21 protein-coding genes are annotated in these 18,155 nt (G+C 72.6%); 8 read left to right on the top strand and 13 right to left on the bottom strand.

Features of this window, described 5'->3' with window-relative positions:
* Positions 1 to 6: 6 nt before the first annotated feature.
* On the bottom strand, positions 7 to 1,359 hold the full coding sequence (locus KLP28_15970; GenBank protein QWC85010.1) for an acyl-CoA dehydrogenase family protein: 1,353 nt from the start codon (positions 1,357 to 1,359) through the stop codon (positions 7 to 9).
* Between the two features lie 125 nt (positions 1,360 to 1,484).
* On the opposite strand from KLP28_15970, the gene def reads away from it, so the two are divergent.
* Positions 1,485 to 2,054, top strand: a complete 570-nt coding sequence (gene def / locus KLP28_15965) for a peptide deformylase (protein ID QWC85009.1) — start codon at positions 1,485 to 1,487, stop codon at positions 2,052 to 2,054.
* Between the two features lie 44 nt (positions 2,055 to 2,098).
* Here def and KLP28_15960 read toward each other — a convergent pair whose 3' ends face one another.
* Together KLP28_15960 and cobA are read right to left on the bottom strand one after the other, a co-directional pair.
* Positions 2,099 to 2,902: an RNA methyltransferase gene (locus tag KLP28_15960; protein ID QWC85008.1), complete on the bottom strand. Its 804-nt coding sequence runs from the start codon at positions 2,900 to 2,902 to the stop codon at positions 2,099 to 2,101.
* Between the two features lie 11 nt (positions 2,903 to 2,913).
* Positions 2,914 to 4,167: a uroporphyrinogen-III C-methyltransferase gene (gene cobA, locus KLP28_15955; GenBank protein ID QWC85007.1), complete on the bottom strand. Its 1,254-nt coding sequence runs from the start codon at positions 4,165 to 4,167 to the stop codon at positions 2,914 to 2,916.
* A gap of 119 nt (positions 4,168 to 4,286) precedes the next feature.
* On the opposite strand from cobA, the gene KLP28_15950 reads away from it, so the two are divergent.
* Positions 4,287 to 4,814, top strand: coding sequence for a YbhB/YbcL family Raf kinase inhibitor-like protein (locus KLP28_15950; GenBank protein ID QWC85006.1), 528 nt, complete (start codon positions 4,287 to 4,289; stop codon positions 4,812 to 4,814).
* 26 nt (positions 4,815 to 4,840) lie between these two features.
* A complete protein-coding gene (locus KLP28_15945) occupies positions 4,841 to 5,299 on the top strand; it encodes a transcriptional repressor (protein QWC85005.1) in 459 nt (152 codons plus the stop codon).
* Here the strand turns inward: KLP28_15945 and KLP28_15940 are convergent.
* The 5 genes from KLP28_15940 to KLP28_15920 all read right to left on the bottom strand — a co-directional run bounded on the left by KLP28_15940 (position 5,242) and on the right by KLP28_15920 (position 9,918).
* Complete coding sequence (locus KLP28_15940; GenBank protein ID QWC85004.1) at positions 5,242 to 6,066, bottom strand: hypothetical protein; 825 nt, start codon at positions 6,064 to 6,066, stop codon at positions 5,242 to 5,244. The genes KLP28_15945 and KLP28_15940 overlap by 58 nt on opposite strands.
* Before the next feature lie 468 nt (positions 6,067 to 6,534).
* Positions 6,535 to 7,305 (bottom strand): sulfite exporter TauE/SafE family protein, encoded by a 771-nt coding sequence (locus tag KLP28_15935; GenBank protein QWC87038.1) that lies wholly within the window; start codon positions 7,303 to 7,305, stop codon positions 6,535 to 6,537.
* Positions 7,306 to 7,378: 73 nt separating this feature from the next.
* Entirely contained in the window at positions 7,379 to 8,548 is a 1,170-nt protein-coding gene (locus tag KLP28_15930; protein QWC85003.1) for an SPFH/Band 7/PHB domain protein, read from the bottom strand.
* 21 nt (positions 8,549 to 8,569) lie between these two features.
* Positions 8,570 to 9,037 (bottom strand): NfeD family protein, encoded by a 468-nt coding sequence (locus KLP28_15925; GenBank protein ID QWC85002.1) that lies wholly within the window; start codon positions 9,035 to 9,037, stop codon positions 8,570 to 8,572.
* 26 nt (positions 9,038 to 9,063) lie between these two features.
* Complete coding sequence (locus KLP28_15920) at positions 9,064 to 9,918, bottom strand: ABC transporter ATP-binding protein (protein QWC85001.1); 855 nt, start codon at positions 9,916 to 9,918, stop codon at positions 9,064 to 9,066.
* A 66-nt stretch (positions 9,919 to 9,984) separates the two neighbouring features.
* Between KLP28_15920 and KLP28_15915 the strand changes: the two genes are divergently transcribed.
* Complete coding sequence (locus KLP28_15915) at positions 9,985 to 10,719, top strand: hypothetical protein (protein QWC87037.1); 735 nt, start codon at positions 9,985 to 9,987, stop codon at positions 10,717 to 10,719.
* A 10-nt stretch (positions 10,720 to 10,729) separates the two neighbouring features.
* Positions 10,730 to 11,971 carry a phosphoserine phosphatase SerB gene (gene serB / locus KLP28_15910; GenBank protein QWC85000.1) on the top strand — a complete coding sequence of 414 codons (1,242 nt, stop codon included), beginning with the start codon at positions 10,730 to 10,732 and terminating at the stop codon, positions 11,969 to 11,971.
* A 9-nt stretch (positions 11,972 to 11,980) separates the two neighbouring features.
* Here the strand turns inward: serB and KLP28_15905 are convergent, their stop codons facing one another.
* Both KLP28_15905 and KLP28_15900 read right to left on the bottom strand, forming a co-directional pair.
* The gene (locus KLP28_15905; GenBank protein QWC84999.1) at positions 11,981 to 12,484 is read right to left on the bottom strand and encodes a histidine phosphatase family protein; all 504 of its coding nucleotides are present in this window, start codon (positions 12,482 to 12,484) and stop codon (positions 11,981 to 11,983) included.
* Positions 12,481 to 12,693: a dodecin family protein gene (locus KLP28_15900; protein QWC84998.1), complete on the bottom strand. Its 213-nt coding sequence runs from the start codon at positions 12,691 to 12,693 to the stop codon at positions 12,481 to 12,483. The genes KLP28_15905 and KLP28_15900 overlap by 4 nt, the downstream gene beginning before the upstream one ends.
* Positions 12,694 to 12,848: 155 nt before the next feature.
* On the opposite strand from KLP28_15900, the gene KLP28_15895 reads away from it, so the two are divergent.
* Both KLP28_15895 and KLP28_15890 read left to right on the top strand, forming a co-directional pair.
* The gene (locus KLP28_15895) at positions 12,849 to 13,190 is read left to right on the top strand and encodes a DUF3099 domain-containing protein (protein QWC84997.1); all 342 of its coding nucleotides are present in this window, start codon (positions 12,849 to 12,851) and stop codon (positions 13,188 to 13,190) included.
* Positions 13,191 to 13,204: 14 nt separating this feature from the next.
* Positions 13,205 to 13,420, top strand: coding sequence for an acetone carboxylase (locus tag KLP28_15890; GenBank protein QWC84996.1), 216 nt, complete (start codon positions 13,205 to 13,207; stop codon positions 13,418 to 13,420).
* Between the two features lie 12 nt (positions 13,421 to 13,432).
* Here KLP28_15890 and moaA read toward each other — a convergent pair whose 3' ends face one another.
* Positions 13,433 to 14,455, bottom strand: a complete 1,023-nt coding sequence (gene moaA / locus KLP28_15885; GenBank protein QWC84995.1) for a GTP 3',8-cyclase MoaA — start codon at positions 14,453 to 14,455, stop codon at positions 13,433 to 13,435.
* An 80-nt stretch (positions 14,456 to 14,535) separates the two neighbouring features.
* Between moaA and KLP28_15880 the strand changes: the two genes are divergently transcribed.
* The gene (locus KLP28_15880; GenBank protein ID QWC84994.1) at positions 14,536 to 15,369 is read left to right on the top strand and encodes an SURF1 family protein; all 834 of its coding nucleotides are present in this window, start codon (positions 14,536 to 14,538) and stop codon (positions 15,367 to 15,369) included.
* On the opposite strand, the gene KLP28_15875 is transcribed toward KLP28_15880, so the two are convergent.
* Together KLP28_15875 and KLP28_15870 are read right to left on the bottom strand one after the other, a co-directional pair.
* Positions 15,356 to 17,239, bottom strand: coding sequence for an ABC transporter ATP-binding protein/permease (locus KLP28_15875; protein QWC87036.1), 1,884 nt, complete (start codon positions 17,237 to 17,239; stop codon positions 15,356 to 15,358). The genes KLP28_15880 and KLP28_15875 overlap by 14 nt on opposite strands.
* Positions 17,240 to 17,297: 58 nt before the next feature.
* Positions 17,298 to 18,134, bottom strand: coding sequence for an enoyl-CoA hydratase/isomerase family protein (locus KLP28_15870; GenBank protein ID QWC87035.1), 837 nt, complete (start codon positions 18,132 to 18,134; stop codon positions 17,298 to 17,300).
* Between the last annotated feature and the right edge of the window lie 21 nt (positions 18,135 to 18,155).

The following is an 18,155-nucleotide window of genomic DNA, read 5'->3' as shown; positions in this document are numbered from 1 at the left end:
GGCGGGTCAGACGAGGACGCCGCCGTCGAGGACGCCGATGGCGCGCAGGTCGCGGTACCAGCGCTCGACCGGGTGCTCCTTGACGAAGCCGTGCCCGCCGAGCAGCTGCACGCCGTCGAGACCGATCTGCATGCCCTTCTCGTTGCAGACCTTGTGCGCGAGGGCGACCTCGCGGGTGAAGTCCTTGCCCTGGGCCGCACGCGAGGCGGCCTTGTACGTCAGGAGCCGCATTCCCTGCAGCTCGATCTGGATGTTGGCGACCATGAACGCCACCGACTGACGGTGGGCGATCGGCTCGCCGAACGCCTCGCGCTCCTTGACGTACGGGACGACGTAGTCGAGCACGGCCTGGCCGGTGCCGACCGCCAGGGCGCACCAGGCGAGCCGGGAGAGCTTGACGGCCTCGCGGTAGGTGGACCCGTCGTCGGCGCCGAGCAGGCTGATCTCACCGACCTCGACGTCGTCGAGGACCACGCGGCCCATGCCGGCAGCGCGTACGCCCATGCCGGGGTCGGACTCGATGTACATGCCGTCGCTGCCGCCCTCGACCAGGAACAGCGCCGGTCGTCCCTCGAGCATCGCGCCGACGATGAACAGCTCGGCGTCCGCTGCCCGGGGCACCATCGACTTGGTGCCCGACAGCACGTATCCCTTGCCCTTGCGGGTGGCGGTCGTCGTGGGCTCCATGGCGTCGAAGAGCATCGTGGGCTCGCTGAGCGCGAAGGCGGCGGCGGGCACGTCCTCCCCGGTGAACGCCGGGAGGTAGGTCTGCTGCTGGGTCTCGTCGCCGTACAGCCCGAGCGCCGTCGAGACCGCCCCGGCGGCGAGCGAGGCGACCGCGAGTCCCATGTCGCCGCGGGCGAGCTGCTCGGCCACCAGGACGCCGGCCATCGCCGAGCGCTCCTCGGAGATGCCGCCCAGCGCCTCGGGGACCCCGAGGATCGGCAGGCCGATCTCGAGGGTGGAGGCCAGCAGGTCCTCCGGTGCGGCGCAGGCCTCGTCCGCCGCGGTGGCGGCGGGGCGCAGGACCTCGTCGGCGAAGTCCTTCACGACGTCGACGAGCATCTGCTCGTCCTCGGTCGGGGTGAGGTCGAAGACACCTGCGGGGTTCGCGGGCTTCGTCCGGGTGCCCGAGCCCGAGCCCTGCACCCGCTTGAACCCACGCGAGACGGTGCCGACGGTCGAGAAGCCGGTCCTGGTCGTGGTGTAAACGACCTGCTCGGCGGTCTTGCGCAGACCCACCCGGTCGAGGAGGTCGCTCTGCGCGAGCCGGTTGAGGGCTGCGACCGCGAAGCCGATCGGGTCGGGCCTCTCCGAGCTCGCGAGCCCGTGCTTGCGGGGAGTGGTGGTGTTCGCCATGCATCGACTGTAACTGCGAGTTACAACGCGTGCCACAGGCTCGCCGCGTGGCGCAGCCCACACGCGGCTGCGTGGACGGCTCCGCCCCGGTGCGCTGCCCGCCGGTGGCGTCCTAGGGTCGTCCCATGTCCGCCGATCCCTCGTTCTTCCCTCCGGACGGCACCGTGCGCCCCGTCACCCGGTGGGGTGCGGAGGTGATGCACCGCCCGCAGCGCCGCGTCGAGTCCTACGACGAGGAGCTGCGGTCCCTCGTCGCCGACATGGCCGCCACGATGTACGCCGCCGACGGCGTCGGTCTGGCCGCCTGCCAGATCGGGGTCGACCTCGCCGTCTTCGTCTTCGACTGCCCCGACGACGACGACGTGTGGCACCGAGGAGTGGTCTGCAACCCCCAGGTGGAGGTCGCGGAGGGCAAGGACCGTCGCCTCGACGAGGACGAGGAGGGCTGCCTCTCCTACCCCGGCGCCTTCGTGAAGCTCGCCCGGCCCGACTACGCCCGCGTCACCGGCACCGGACTCGACGGTGAGCCCGTGACGTACGCCGGCGACGGGTTGCTGGCCCGTGCCCTCCAGCACGAGACCGACCACACGCTGGGCACGGTCTTCGCCGACAGGCTGGCGGCCAAGCCGCGCAAGAAGCTGGTCAAGGAGCACGACGCCGCCGCCGAGGACTACCCCGAGGGCTGGCCCGCCTGAGGCCTCCGTACGCGTCTGCGCGCCGTGCTGGTCGGCGGCGCTGCTCAGCGGCGCCGCAGCACGTAGCAGGCCACCGCGGTTGCCGCGGCCACGTTGAGCGAGTCCACCCCGGCCGCCATCTCGATCACCGCCCGCCGGTCGGCCGCCGCGCGCCAGTGCGGCGTCAGGCCGGGGCCCTCCGACCCCATCAGCAGTGCTGCCTTCTCCAGGCCGGCCACCGCGGTCTCCAGCGGCTCGGCGTCCTCGCCCAGGGCCATCGCCACGGTGGTGAAGCCGTGCTCCGCCAGCAGCGACGGGGCGGCGTACCAGTCCTCCAGCCGCGTCCACGGCACCGAGAACACCGCGCCCATCGCGACCTTGACCGAGCGGCGGTAGAGCGGGTCCGCGCACCGCGGTGAGAGCAGCACCGCGTCGACCCCGAGCGCCGCGGCCGACCTGAGCACCGCGCCGACGTTGGTGTGGTCCACGACGTCCTCGAGGACCACGACGGTGCGGGCGTCCGCCAGCACCGCCTCGACCGAGGGCAGCGGCGTCCGTTCCAGCGACGCCAGGGCCCCCCGGTGCACGTGGAAGCCGGTGACCGCCTCGGCCAAGGCTTCCGGCACCACGAAGCACGGGGCGTCGGTGGCGGAGAGCACGTCCGCGAGCCCGTCGAGCCACCGTGGGGCCATCAGCAGGGACCGCACCGGGTACCCCGCCTCGACGGCGCGACGCACGACCTTCTCGCCCTCGGCGAGGAACAACCCGTGCGCGGCCTCGAGCGAACGCCGCAACGTCACGTCGCGGAGGTCGCGGTAGTCGGCCAGCCGCGGATCGTCCGCGTCGTGGATCTCGACGAGCTCAGCCACCGGGAGTCCGCTCAGCCACGGTCGCCGGTCGCGGGGTCGAGGTCGGTCAGCCGGTCGGGGTAGGCGTCCGGGTGGCCGACCGCGACCACGTCACCCACGACGATGACGGCGGGCGGCTCGATCCGCGCGATGTCGGCGGCGAGGGACTCAAGGCGCGTCAGCACCCGCCGCTCCCCCGGCATCGTGCCCTCGGCGATGACGGCCACGGGCGTACGCGGGTCGCGCCCGCCCGCGACCAGCGCGTCGGCGATGGCGCCTGCGTTGGCGACCGCCATCAGGCACACCACCGTGCCGCGGAGGGCGCCCAGCGCGGACCAGTCGACCAACGAGCCGGGGTGGCCCGGGGCGAGGTGGCCCGAGACGACCGTGAACTCGTGGGCGACGCCGCGGTGCGTCACGGGGATGCCGGCAGTCGCCGGCACGGCGTAGGAGGAGGACAGCCCCGGCACCACCGACCAGGCGACACCGGCGGCCTCGCAGGCCAGCACCTCCTCGAAACCGCGTCCGAACACGAAGGTGTCGCCGCCCTTGAAGCGCACCACCTGCTTGCCGGCCAGTGCTTCCGCGACGCACCGGGCGTTGATGGCCTCCTGCGGGGTGTGACGGCCGCGCGGCAGCTTGGCGACATCGACCACCTCGACCCCGTCGGGCAGGTCGCCCAGCAGAGAGCGAGGGGCGAGGCGGTCGGCGATCACGACGTCGGCGTCCGCGAGGGCGCGGCGCGCGGCGACGTTGACGAGGTCGGGGTCACCCGGTCCGCCGCCGACCAGCACCACACCGGGCCGTCGCACACCGTCCTCCCGCGCCGAGACCAGGCCGTCGCGCAGCGCGGCCACTAGTGCGTCCCGCGTGCGCGCGGTGCGGCGCGGCTCGCGTGCGCCGAGCACGCCCACGGTGAGGGAGTCGTGGCGTCCCGTCGCGGGGGTCCAGGCGGTGCCGGCGTACGCGTCGTCGCTGCGCACGCAGAACACCCGCCTCGCCTCGGCCGCGGCACCCACGGCGGCGTTGACCTCCGCGTCGTCGGTGGCCGCGACGACGTACCAGGCATCGTCGAGGTCCTCCTCGACGAAGGTGCGGTCGTGCCAGGTGATCTCACCGGCGTCCGCGATCGCCTGCAGGGCGGGCGAGACCTCGGGCGCGACCAGCAGCACGTCGGCCCCGGCGTCGATCAGGGCCGGCACGCGACGCTGGGCGACCTGACCGCCGCCGACCACCACGACGCGACGCCCCTGGAGCACGAGGCCGGCGAGATAGGGGGAGGTCATGGACCCATCATCGTGCCTGCGGGCCCGCCCCGCGGACGCGGTCCAGGTCGCGGAACGCGTGGCCGGCCGCGCCCCGGGTAGGTACCGGGCGTACGCAACCGATCTCCAGGAGGAGCCCCATGAGCCTCGAGCGCCCCCGCGCCGCCAACCCGTACGAGATGCTGCCGGAGGTGCCGTCGTTCACCGTGACGAGCACCGACGTCACCGACGGGGAGCCCATCAAGGACGACCAGGTGCACGCCCAGGGCAACACCTCGCCGCAGTTGAGCTGGGAGGGCGCCCCCGAGGGCACCAAGAGCTTCGTCGTCACCTGCTTCGACCCCGACGCGCCGACCCCGTCCGGCTTCTGGCACTGGACCGTCGTGGACCTCCCGGCCGACTGCACCTCCCTGCCCGCCGGCGCCGGCTCGGGTGACGACGCCCTGCCCGGTGACGCCTTCCACGTGCGCAACGACATGGGCAGCCGCGACTTCGCAGGCGCGGCCCCGCCGGAGGGCGACGAGCACCACCGCTACTACTTCGTGGTGCACGCGATCGGTGAGGAGAGCCTGGGCATCGACAAGGACGCGACCCCGACCTTCGCCTCGTTCAACACGGTGTTCAACACGCTGGGCCGCGCGGTCCTGATGGGCACCTACCAGGCCTGATCGCCATCCGCACGTACGCTCGACGCGTGGACCACAGCGACACCGTCACCCGCAGCCTGCGCGACGCAGGTCTGCGGGTGACGCGTCCCCGCCTGGCCGTGCTGTCCGCGCTCGAGCACCGACCCCACGCGACCGCCGACGACGTCAGCCGCACCCTGCGCGACCACCCGGCCACCGCCGAGGTCAGCGTGCAGGCGGTGTACGACGTGCTCGCCGCCCTGCACCGGGTCGGACTGGTGCGTCGGTTCCAGCCGGCCGGTTCCTCCGCACGCTACGAGCTGCGGGTCGGCGACAACCACCACCACCTCGTGTGCCGCTCCTGCGGTGCCGTGGCCGACGTCGACTGCGCCACCGGCGAGGTGCCGTGCCTCGACGCCGGTGAGACCGCCGAGGTGGCGGGCTTCGTCGTCGACGAGGCCGAGGTGACCTACTGGGGCCTGTGCCTGCGCTGCGCCGGTCCTTCCGCCGCCGCCACCCAGCGGTAGGCCGCGACGGCGCCGAGCACGACGAGTGCCAGCAGGACCCACAGCGCACGCACGTACCAGCGTCGCGGGTCCTCGAGCCCGAGCCGCTCCGATGGCTCGCTGAAGGGGGCCGCCCACAGATCTGCGGCGAACTCCGGGGGGTTGATCCAGTCGCCCACGATCGGCAGGGGCAGCGGCTCGAGGCCGCCGGCGGTCGCGGTCGCGAGCCGGTCGATCCGGGTCCGCACGACGAGCGTCTCCTCGTCCCGCCATCCGAGGAAGGCCTGGAACGACCCCTCGGCCACGACGGTCTCCCGTGCGGCACGTGCCCCCTCGCCCAGGTGCAGCGACTCCTCGGCACCATGGCGACGTTGCGCTCGTGTCGGCCCTTGCACGTACGCCAGCGTGTCGCCGCTGGGCGAGGTCGTGGCGGAGTAGACGCGCGGTCCGAGATCGATCGACGTGCCCCGGCCTCCGAGGGGCAGCAGCGTCTCCAGACGGCCGTCCTGGATCCAGGAGACGCCGTCGGAGGGCTGCACCTCGGGGATGCCGAAGCTCGTTCCCGGCTCCACGAGCTGGATCTCGCGGCCGTCACGGAGGTCGAAGGCCACGAGCCTCGTCGCGCGCGGCCCTGGAGCCCCTCGTCCCAGTGCGTACGGCACCAGGAGGTAGCGGCCGTCCCCGGAGAAGCGGATCCCCCAGGACGGACCGGATGACAGCGGACCCGTGTCCGGCACCAGCTGTCGCCGCGTGCCGTCGACGAGGTCGATGACGTCCCAGCCGTCCACGCGCGGGACGCGGACACGGCCTCCGAGGCCGAGCCCAGCCGGGCCGCCGCCGCACGGAGATGCGCTCGACGGCCAGGTAGCGACCGTCGGGTGAGAGCGCGAACCAGTCGACCAGGCTGCGGGCACCGATCGTGCGCAGCTCGGGGAGCTGCAGCCAGGTGCTCGGGCCGCCGTCGGCGGGCACGCCGTACATGGCGATCCGCTCCCGGCTCTCCGTCAGCCCCACGGTCTCGCGCCGGTAGCCGAGCCCGACGGCGGCCATCGGTTCCTGGGGCGGCGCGGGTTCGGCCCAGGACCCGGGCAGTCTCAGCGCGGAGGGGATCGCCGGCCGGTCCGAGGGCGTCGTGCCGTCCGCGCGGCCCGTGCCCGCCGCGGCGACCGCGGACGGGGCAGTGAGCGCGAGGACGATGAGCACGAGGAGCAGCCGGGACACGACCGGATCGTGTCACGACCGGCGGTATCGCGCGATCAGCTGCTCAACACGAAGAAGACGACAGCCGCGATGCCGACGACCGCGATGACGCCGCGCAGCGCCCAGGGGGGCAGCCGACGGCCCACCGACGCGCCGAGCTGCCCGCCGATGGTCGAGCCGACAGCGATGAGGGCGACCACGAGCCAGTCGACGTCGGCGACGAGCACGAAGACGACGGCGGCCACGGAGTTCACCACCAACGAGAGCAGGTTCTTCAGCCCGTTGAGGCGCTGCAGCGCGTCGTCGACCCCCAGGCCGAGCACCGCCACGAGGATCACGCCCTGGGCGGCGCCGAAGTAGCCGCCGTACACCCCGGCGAGCGCCACGACCGGCCACACCCAGCGCGCGACGTCCCTCGATGCGTCGACGCCGCTGCCGGCGGCCGCCCGTCGCTCCCGTCGGGACGCGACCCAGCGCGACACCCGCGGCTGCACCAGCACCAGGACCACGCCCAGCAGGATCAACGCCGGCACGATCGCACCGAAGGCGGACTCCGGCAGCACCAGCAGCAGGATCGCGCCGACGGTGCCGCCGAGCAGCGACGCGACACCGAGCACCAGCGCCCGGCGTCGCTGGCCGCGCAGCTCTCGCCGGTAGCCGAACGTGCCCGACGCCGACCCGGGCACCAGCCCGATGTTGTTGGAGACGTTCGCGACCACCGGGGGTACGCCGAGCGCCAGCAGCGTCGGGAACGTGATGAGCGTCCCCGACCCGACGACGGCGTTGATGGCACCCGCTCCCACACCCGCGAGGGCGACGAGGAGCATCTGCCACCAGGCGAGATCGGTCACGCGATCACGCTATGCCGACACCCTCACCCCGGGGCGACCGGCCCCGGGATCAGGTCTGCGGGTTGCCCGGGGCGGGGGTGTCACCCTCGCCGCCGACGTCGTCACCGGAGAGCGCGCCCGGCTCCTGGGCGCGTGCGTTGGGGTTCGCAGCCTGGCGGGCCTCGGCCAGGGCCGCCTCGACCGACGCCGCGGCCTCCTCGCGTGCCTTCGCGGCGGCCTCGTCGACGTCACCGCCGCCGGGCAGCTCGACCTCGTCGAGGTCGATGCGGTGCTTGACGCCGTCGGTGTGGGCCGGGACACCGGAGACGTTGCCGCCGATCGCGTTGCCGAGTCCCTCGAGCGCCTTGCCCATCTCGCTCGGCACGATCCAGACCTTGTTCGAGGTGCCCTCGGCGATCTTCGGCATCATCTGCAGGTACTGGTAGGCGAGCAGCGCCTGGTCCGGCTGACCGTCGTGGATGGCCTGGAACACCATCTGGATCGCCTGCCCCTCACCCTGGGCGCGCAGGATCGAGGACTCCCGGTCGGCCTGGGCGCGCAGGATGGCGGACTCGCGCTCACCCTCGGCCTCCAGGATCGAGGACTGCTTGTTGCCCTCCGCGGTGAGGATCGCCGACTGCCGGTGACCCTCGGCGTTCAGGATCGCGGCGCGCTTGTCGCGGTCGGCGCGCATCTGCTTCTCCATCGAGTCCTTGATCGAGCCCGGCGGGTCGATGCCCTGGATCTCGACGCGGTTCGCCTTCAGACCCCACTTGCCGGTGGCCTCGTCGAGGACCGCGTTGAGGCTGGTGTTGATCTTGTCGCGGCTGGTGAGCGTCTCCTCCAGGTCCATGCCGCCGACGATGTTGCGCAGCGTGGTCATGGTGAGCGTCTCGATGGCGCGGATGTAGTTCTCGATCTCGTACGTCGCCGCGACCGGATCGGTGACCACGAAGTAGATGACGGTGTCGATGTTCACCGTCAGGTTGTCCTGGGTGATCATGTTCTGCGGCGGGAAGGCCACGACCTGCTCGCGCAGGTCGATGCGGTAGGCCGGCCGGTCCACGAAGGGGATGATCAGGTTCGGCCCGGCGTTCAGGGTCGTGCGGTACTTGCCGAACCGTTCGACGATGTCGACCCGCGCCTGGGGCACGAAGCGCACCGCCTTGAACAGCGACAGCGCTGCGAGCACCACCAGCACCAGCAGCACGATCAGCACGACGGATCCTCCGTCAGTCATCACTTCTCCCTCCCGAGCAGGTCAGCCCAGCTCGGTCATGTCAGGTCTCTTGACCACGTGCACGGAGGACCCCTGCACGTCATAGATGTCGACCAGGTCGCCGACGTCCATCGACTCACGCTCGTCGAGAGGACGAGCCGTCCAGATCTCGCCGTTGACGAGCACCTTGCCGGGCGTGCTCGCGCTGATCGGCTGGTCGACGGTCACGGTCATGCCGATCATGCTGCGCGGCCCCATCGTGATCTCCGGACCGCCGTGCAGCCGCTTCAGCACGGTGGGGCGCACGAACGCGAGGGTCGCGGCGCTGACGCCGACACCGACGAGGATCTGCAGCACCAGCGGCGCACCGACCAACGCTGCGACCCCGGCCGAGGCAGCCCCGGCGGCGAGCATGATCAGCACCAGGTCCAGGCTCATCAGCTCGGCGACGACGAGCAGGCCGGCGAGCCCCAACCAGGTGGCCCAGATCTGCTCGCCGAAGGGATCCATGACCCGAGCCTACGCGGGACCAGGTCTCAGGCCGAGGCGCGACGGGCCGTCCACCGGCCCGCTTCGTGACGGATCTTCAGCGGCATCCCGAAGGTCTCGCTCAGCACGGCCGGGGTGATCACCTGCTCGACCGGCCCCTGGGCCACGACCCGACCGCCGCGCAGCGTCAGGGCGTGGGTGAATCCCGGGGGCACCTCTTCCACGTGGTGGCTGACCATCACCATCGCGGGGCTGTCGAGGTCGTCGGCGAGCGTGGTCAGTCGCACCAGCAGGTCTTCGCGGCCCCCCAGGTCGAGCCCCCCGGCGGGCTCGTCGAGAAGCAGCAGCTCGGGGTCGGTCATCAGCGCCCGGGCGATCTGGACCCGCTTGCGCTCCCCCTCGCTCAGCGTGCCGAACGTCCGTCGCTCCAGACCACCGAGCCCCAGCTCCTGCATCAGGCGCGCGGCCCGCAGCACGTCGGCGGGCTCGTAGCTTTCGCGCCACCGGCCGAGCACCGCGTACGCCGCGGACACGACCAGGTCGCCGACCCGCTCGCCCCGGGGCACCCGCTCGGCCAGCGCGGCGGAGGTCAGCCCGATGCGCGGGCGCAGCTCGAACACGTCGACCGTGCCGAGCACCTCGTCGAGCAGCCCCGCCACGCCGGAGCTCGGGTGGATCTGCGCGGCGCACAGCGACAGGAGCGTGGTCTTGCCGGCGCCGTTCGGCCCGAGCACCACCCAGCGCTCGTCCTCCTCGACGCGCCAGTCGACGCCGTCGAGCAGGGTGTTGCCACCACGCACCACCGAGACGTCGGCGAGATCGATGACGGCGTCGGCCACGACGGGGTCCTCCCAGGACGTACGGGGGTGGGCGGGCAGGCCCCAACCTACGCACCGCCGCATCCGTACGCTCGGCACGTGTCTGCCGTGTCCTCCTCCGTCTCCTCGCGGGCTGCTGACGCCGACCCCGTGTGGCCCGACGCCGTGCGCTGCGCGGTCTGGCTGGGCGCCTGGCTCGACGGTGTCGCGGCCACCGACGACGTCCTCGACGCCATCACCGCGGACGACGTCGCCCACCACGTCGCCGGGCTGCCCGGGGGCGACCCCGACGAAGGTGCGGTGCCGTTGGCGCTGGCCCTGGGCCGGCTGCGGTCCTTGGGCGCAACCGGTGCCGGTGCCGCGTTGCCGACGCCCGGGGATCCGGTCGGGCTGGCCGGCCCGGCCGCCTTCAACACCGAGGCGATCGACGTGGGAGAGGCCGTCGTCGTCGCCGGCGCCGAGGTCGGGCTCGTGCCTCACCGGGTGGGTCGCGGGGTGGTGTGGCAGGCGTACGCCGCGCACTCGCGACGCCAGGTGCCCGACCCGGGCGAGGCGTCGACCACCCTGCGCCGCACGCTGCTGCAGACCCTGGAGGCACTCGCCGATCTCGAGGTCGCCCGCTGGCGTCCCGAGGTCGCGGACGAGCTGCAGTCCCTGCGCGCCGACCGACGCCTCGTGCTGCCCGAGGGGCTGCACCGGGCCGCCCTGCCCCTCATCGCCCAGGGCGACCGCTGCTGGCGCATCGTGGAGCTCGCGTTGGTCGACGACGGCGGCGCGGTGACGGCGGGTGAGGCCGAGCAGCGACGGGCGGCGCTCGTCCCGCTGGAGCGAGCGGCCAGACGCGCTCTCGTGGCGGCCTGCGAGCTGCCCGTCGGCGCGCCGTAGCCTTCTGGGCGTGACTGCGACCGCGCCTTCCTCCGCACCGGGCCCGGCGCTGCCGACGCTCCTGATCACCCTCACCGGCCGCGACCGGCCCGGCGTCACGGCACAGGTCTTCGGCACCCTCGCCGCGCACGGCTGCACCGTGCTCGACGTCGAGCAGGTCGTGATCCGCGGTCGGCTCGTGCTCGGCGTGCTCGTCACTCCCCCGGCCGGTGGCACAGGGAGCGCCTCGCTGGAGCAGGCCCTGGCCGCGCAGGCTGCCGAGCTCGGCCTGGAGGTCGAGCTCGAGCAGGGCTCCGGTGACGCCCCGGCGCGCGGGGCGGGGCGGACGCACGTCACCGTCCTCGGGCAGCCCCTCGCGGCCGCCGCCGTCGCCGCGATCGTCGACGAGATCGCCACCACCGGCGCGAACATCGACCGGATCGCCCGGATGGCGCGCTACCCCGTGACGGCGCTGGAGCTGAGCGTCTCCGGCGTCGACCCGGCGCGTCTGCGCGAGCTGCTCACCGCCGAGGGTGCGCGTCAGCAGGTCGATGTGGCGGTGCAGCCCGCCGACCTGCTGCGCCGCGGACGACGGCTGATCGTGATGGACGTCGACTCGACCCTGGTGCGCGGCGAGGTCATCGAGATGCTCGCCGAGCGCGCCGGCTGTCTCGAGCAGGTCGCGGACGTCACCGAGCGTGCGATGCGCGGCGAGCTGGACTTCGAGGAGTCCCTGCGTGAGCGGGTCGCCCTGCTCGAGGGGCTGCCCGCCTCGGCGCTCGACGAGGTCTACGAGTCCATCGAGCTCTCCCCCGGGGCACGCACCCTGGTGCGTACGCTCAAGCGGCTCGGCTACCGCTTCGCGATCGTCTCGGGGGGCTTCAGCCACGTCACCGACCGCCTCGCCGAGGACCTCGGCATCGACCTCGCCGAGGCCAACGAGCTCGAGATCCTCGACGGACGGCTCACCGGCAGACTGCTGGGTCGGGTCGTGGACCGGGCGCGCAAGGCCGAGGTGCTGCGCGAGTTCGCCGCCGAGCTCGGTGTGCCGCCCCGCGCCACCGTCGCCATCGGCGACGGCGCGAACGACCTCGACATGCTCTCGGCGGCGGGGCTCGGGGTGGCGTTCAACGCGAAGCCGGTCGTGCGCGAGGCCGCCGACACGGCGGTGAACGTGCCTTACCTCGACACCGTGCTCTACCTGCTGGGCATCAGCCGCGAGGAGGTCGAGGCCGCGGACGCCGACGACGGGTACGTCGGACCCACGGACTGAGCCGCGCCCTCAGGGGCGCCAGGAGCGCAGGAGACGCGCGGAGCCGTCGGCCAGGTCGGCCCAACCGCCCTCAACCTCGAGCAGGGCGCACGAGGCGGGCGGGAACCCGTCCATCACAGCCATCAGCTCGGCAGGGTCGCCGTCGCCGTCGTCCAGGGAGTTCGCCAGCCACGCGACTGTCGGGTTGTGGCCCAGCAGCAGGAGCGTCACCACCTCCTGCGGTACGGCTCGCAGCACGTCGAGGACCGCCTCGGGACCGGCGTTGTAGACACCGTCCTCCACCACGGGCTCGAGCGTGACTCCCGCAGCCTCCGCGAGTGCGGTCCAGGTCTGCTGCGTCCGGGTCGCCGAGGAGACCACGGCGTGGTCGGGCAACCACTCCTGGGCGGCCAGCCACCGGCCGAGCGCCTGTGCGTCCTCCGCACCGCGGGGCGTGAGCTCGCGCTCGTGGTCGTCGGCGGCGTACGCCTCGGCCCTGCCGTGGCGCACGATCACCAGGCGGCGCGCGCTCACTCGTCCTCGAGCCGGAAGCCGAGCTTCAACGTCACCTGGAAGTGCTCCACCTGACCGTCTTTCACGTGCCCGCGGATGTCGGTCATCTCGAACCAGTCGACGTGGCGCAGGGTCGCGGCCGCACGCTCGACACCGTTGCGGATCGCCTGGTCGATGCCGTCGGGCGAGGTGCCGACGATCTCGGTGACGCGGTACGTACGGCTCGACATGGCAGTCCTCTCTCCGCGGCGCCCGGACGGCGCCGACCGTGAAGGAGCAGGCTAGCCGCGTCGACGCGGCACGGTTGTTGTTCCCCCCGCTGCTGTGGCGCTCGCGACGCGATCGCTGCGGTTTTGAGATGTGCGGGCCGACATAGGATGGAGGCATGGCGAGGAACCGCAAGGACCAAGTCCAGGTGGTCGAGGTCACCACCGCCGCGGAGTCCCGAGAAGCCGAGATCTCCGCCCGCCAGCGCCGTTACGTCCTGTCGATGACGATCCGCACCCTGTGTTTCCTCGGTGCGGTGTTCACCTACTCCTTCAGCCCGTGGATCGCGGCCGTCCTCATCACCGCGGCGTTCCTTCTGCCCCTCATCGCGGTGACGGTGGCGAACGTCGAGGCCGAGCTGCGGGCCGGCGCGCCCGAGGTGGTCAACCCGTGGGAGAACGAGGGGTACGCAGCCCTCCCTCCCGGTGGTCCCGTGGTGCAGAGCGAGTCGCGGGCCTGACAGAGTCGGGTGCCATGAGCACCGGCCTGGAGGAGAAGTCCGCGCAGCTGCTGTGCTCGGCGAAGGACTGCCGGGCAGAGGCGGCGTACGAGCTGCGGTGGAACAACCCGAAGATCCACGACGCCGACCGGCGCAAGGTGTGGCTCGCCTGCGCCGAGCACCGGGAGTCGCTCGGGCACTTCCTCGACCTGCGAGGGTTCCTGCGCGACGTGGTACCGCTCGGGTCCTAGGTCGCGAGGCGTTCAGCCGCCGATGGCGGACATCGGTCGGGTCGGCTGCAGGAAGCTCTCGTCGTCGATGCCGTGGCCGGCGCGCTTGGTGGCCATCGCGGCCAGCCAGCGGCGCGCCAGCTCCTCGTCGTCGGCGCCGTCGCGCATGGCCAGCCGCAGGTCGGACTCCTCGCGGGCGAAGAGACAGTTGCGCACCTGGCCGTCGGCGGTGAGGCGTACGCGGTCGCAGTCGCCGCAGAACGGCCGGGTCACCGACCCGATGACCCCGACGGTGCCCGGTCCGCCGTCGACGACGAACTTCTCCGCGGGCGCGCTGCCGCGCGGCTCCTCAGCCGGTGTCAGCACGAAGCTGCGCTCGAGGCGCCTGAGGATCTCGTCGGCGGTGATCATGGTGTCGCGCCGCCACCCGTGCTGCGCGTCGAGCGGCATCTGCTCGATGAACCGCAGCTCGTAGCCGCGCTCGAGGCACCAGCGCAGCAGGTCGGGGCCGTGGTCCTCGTTGACCTCGCGCAGCAGCACGGCGTTGACCTTCACGGGGCCCAGTCCTGCGTCCTGCGCGGCCGCGAGACCACGCACGACGTCGTCGAACCGGTCGCGGCGCGTGATCTCGAGGAAGGTCGCCGGGTCGGTGGTGTCCAGGGAGACGTTCACCCGGTCGAGGCCCGCGGCAGCCAGCGCCCGCGCGGTCTTGTCCAGCCCCAGCCCGTTGCTGGTGATCGACGTCTCCGGTCGCGGCCGCAACGCCGCGGTGGCCGCCACGATGTCGATGAGTCCCTTGCGCACCAAGGGCTCGCCGCCGGTGAACCGCACCTCGGTGATGCCGAGTCGCTCCACCCCGATCCGGATGAGGCGCACGACCTCCTCGTCGGTGAGCTGCTGGCTCGTCGGCATCCAGTCCAGACCCTCGGCGGGCATGCAGTAGGTGCACCGCAGGTTGCACTTGTCGGTCAACGACACGCGCAGGTCGGTGCCGACACGACCGAACCGGTCGACCAGGGGCAACGTCGGCAGCGGGGTCGGAGGCGTCGGGGACATGCGGCAACCCTACGTTCCACAGAGACGTACGCCACCCTCTGTGACGATGCGTGGCCGGAACGGGCTCGTACGCTGGAGCCGTGCGGCTCTTCCTGTCCCGACGCTGGCTGCTGTTCGCGGTCACCGTCCTCCTGCTCGCGGCGCTGTGCTGGCGCCTGGGCGAGTGGCAGTTCGACCGGCGCGAGGCCCGCCTCGCGGAGAACGCGCTCGTGGAGCGCAACCTGGACTCCCCCGCCGTGCCGGTCGACCAGGTGCTGCGGGTCGGCGCCGACGCCGCGCCGGAGGACCAGTGGCAGCGGGTCACCGCCACGGGCACCTACGACGACGCCGCGACCGTGGTCGTGCGCTACCAGACCCGTGACGGTGCGGCCGGCGTCGACCTGGTGACACCGCTGCGCACCAGCGAGGGACCGTGGTTGCTGGTCGACCGGGGCTGGACCCCGACCCAGAACCGCGGCGGGGAGCGACCCGAGGGCGTCACGGCACCCACCGGGCAGGTCACGGTGACGGGCTGGGTCCGGTCCAACGCCAGCGAGGACGTAGCCACGGTCACCGACGGGTCCACCCGAGCCGTCAGCTCCGTGGCGATCGCACCGCTCCTCGAGGGTCCCGTGTACGGCGGCTTCGTCGACGCCGAGACCGAGTCGCCGCCCGCGGCGGAGCCGCTCGTGGCGACCGAGCTGCCCGAGCTCGGCGGCGGCCCGCACTTCTTCTACGGCCTGCAGTGGTGGTTCTTCGGGGCGCTCGCTGTCTTCGGGTTCTTCTACCTCGCGTACGACGAGCGCCGCCAGGCTCGCCGCGTGGCGGCCGGGCTGCCGGCACGCAAGCCGCGACGCCGCAACCAGCCCACCGCCCAGGAGCGCGACCTCGACGCGGGCCGCGCCACGGTCGGCACGTCACTCAGGCGCCGGTGAGCGTGTGGCCGGAGTCGTCGACGAACTGCGTGCGGTAGAGGTCGGCGTACAACCCCCCGGCCCGCAGCAGCTCGGCGTGGGTCCCGCGGGCGACGACCTGCCCGTCCTCGACGACGAGGATGAGGTCGGCGTGACGCACCGTGGAGAGCCGGTGGGCGATCACCAGGCTCGTACGCCCCTCCAGGGCGGTGTCCAGCGCCCGCTGCACCGCGACCTCGGACTCGGAGTCCAGGTGCGCCGTCGCCTCGTCGAGCACCACGATCGGCGGCGCCTTGAGCAGGAGCCTCGCGATCGCCAGCCGCTGCCGCTCACCGCCGGAGAGGCGGTAGCCGCGGTCCCCGACGACCGTGTCCAGACCCTCGGGGAGGCTGCGGACGAGCGCGTCGATGCGCGCCGCCGCCAGCGCGTCCCAGATCTGGTCGTCGCCGGCACCGGGCCGGGCGTACTGCAGGTTGGCACGGATGGTGTCGTGCCACATGTGGGCGTCCTGGGTGACGTACCCGACCATGTCCTCCAGCGACTGCAGCGTCACGTCGCGCACGTCGTGGTCGCCGACGCGCACCGACCCGCGGGTGGCGTCGTAGACCCGGGCCACGAGGTGGGTCACGGTCGTCTTTCCCGCACCGGAGGGCCCGACCAGGGCGACCATGCGGCCCGGTTCGGCGACGAAGGAGATGTCGCGCAGCACGTCCTCGTTGTCGCGGGCGTCGGCCCGGGCGATGGACTCCAGGCTCGCGAGCGACACCTCGTCGGCGCGCGGGTAGCGGAAGCCGACGTCGCGGAACTCCACGCGTGCCGGCGCACCGGTGACGTCGACCGCGTCCGGCTTCTCCTGCACCTGGCTCGGCAGGTCGAGCACCTCGAAGACCCGGTCGAAGCTCACCAGGGCGGTCATCACGTCGATGCGTACGTTCGAGAGCCCCTGCAGCGGCCCGAGCAGGCGGAGCAGCAGCGCCGCGAGCGCGACGAGCGTGCCGAGCGAGAGGTCCTGCTGGATGACCAGGTAGCCGCCGACGCCGTAGACCAGGGCGGTCGCCAGGGCGGGCACCAGGGTCATCGCCGCGGTGAAGACCCTGGTGATCAGCGCGATGCGTACGCCCAGGTCGCGCACCGCACCCGCCTTCTCCGAGAAGAGCCGGTCCTCCTCCTCGCGGCGCCCGAAGAGCTTCAGGAGCAGGGCGCCGCCGACGCCGAACCGCTCGGTCATCGTGTTGCCCAGCGCGGCGTTGCCGTCCATCTGCTCCCGGCTGAGGCCCGCCAGCTTCGCGCCGACCCAGCGGCTCGTCGCGAACAGGATCGGGAACAGCGCGAGGCACAGCAGCGTGACCTGCCAGCTCAGCGCCAGCATCGTGATGCCGACGACGACCACGGCGATCGTGTTGGCGACCGTGGAGGACAGGGCGGAGGTGAACGCGCGCTGCGCCCCGATGACGTCGTTGTTCAGACGCGAGACGAGGGCACCGGTCTGCGTCCGCGTGAAGAAGGCGAGGCTCATGCGCTGCACGTGGCCGAACACGCGACCACGCAGGTCGTAGATCAGCTGCTCCCCGATGCGTGAGGACATCCAGCCGAGGCCGATCGAGACGACGGCGGTGAACACGGCGGCGACCGCCATGAGGGAGGCGTAGAGAGCGACCAGCCCGGTGTCGCCGGGCACGATGGCGTCGTCGATGATGCGCTGGGCGAGCAGCGGGACGACCACCACGGTGGAGGCGTCGACGACGACGAGGGCGAGGAAGACGCCGATCAGCCGCTTCTGCGGTGAGGCGAACGCCAGGATGCGCCGCACGGTGTCGCGGCTGACGTACTGCTTGGAGACCGACCTGTCGGACCTCAGGTGGCGCCACGCCATCCCCATGCCGCCGTGCATGCTCGACACGTACGCCTCCTCTCACCGGCTCCTGGACCAGAGGACGGCGCCGCCGACCTCAGAGTCCGAACAACGCCGCGAGCTCGCGGAACCTTCCCACCTGCACCTCGCGCTCGAGCCGTGCCTGCTCCTCCAGGCTGTTGCCCGAGGCCTCGAGGAGGATCTGCTTGGTGCCGCGCACGGCACCGTGCATCGGGCTGGTCAGGGCACCCACGAGATCCTCGACGGCGCCGTCGACCTGGTCGCCGGGCACGACCACGTTCGCGATGCCGAGGGCCTGGGCCTCCTGCGCCGCCACCGTACGAGCGGTCGCGCAGATCTCCAGCGCCCGGCCGTAGCCGACGAGCTCGACCAGGGGCTTGGTGCCCGTGAGGTCCGGCACGAGCCCGAGCGCGGACTCCCGCATCGAGAACTTCGCGTCCTCGGCACAGACCCGCAGGTCGCAGGCGAGCGCGAGCTGGAAGCCGGCGCCGATCGCCCAGCCCTCGACCACGGCGACGGTGACGAGTTCGGGACGACGGGCCCACAGGAAGCCCTGCTGGTACTCCCCGATCTTCTCCGACATCTGGGCGTCGGTGAGCTTCATCAGGTCCAGGGTCGACTCGGTCTCCCCCGGCAGCTGCTTGCCCTCCAGCGCGCCCTTGTCGAGACCGGCCGAGAAGTGACCACCGTGACCGCGGACGACCACGACACGCACCTCCTCGGGCAGCGCGGCAGCGGCCTCCGCCAGGGCGTACCAGGTGCCCGGCGTCTGCGAGTTGCGCGAGGCGGGACGCTCCAGCGTGAAGTGCGCGACCGCTCCGTCGACGCGGGCCCGCAGCCCCACCTGCAGCCAGTGCTCCTCGTCGGGGAAGCCCGTGCTGGGGAGGGACTCGTCCTCGGACAGTGCCGCCATCGCGGACTCCGGCATCTCGCT

It is taken from the genome of Nocardioidaceae bacterium, from assembly GCA_018672315.1.
Taxonomy (GTDB): Bacteria; Actinomycetota; Actinomycetes; order Propionibacteriales; family Nocardioidaceae; genus TYQ2.
This window is presented reverse-complemented; position numbering and strand designations above follow the sequence as displayed.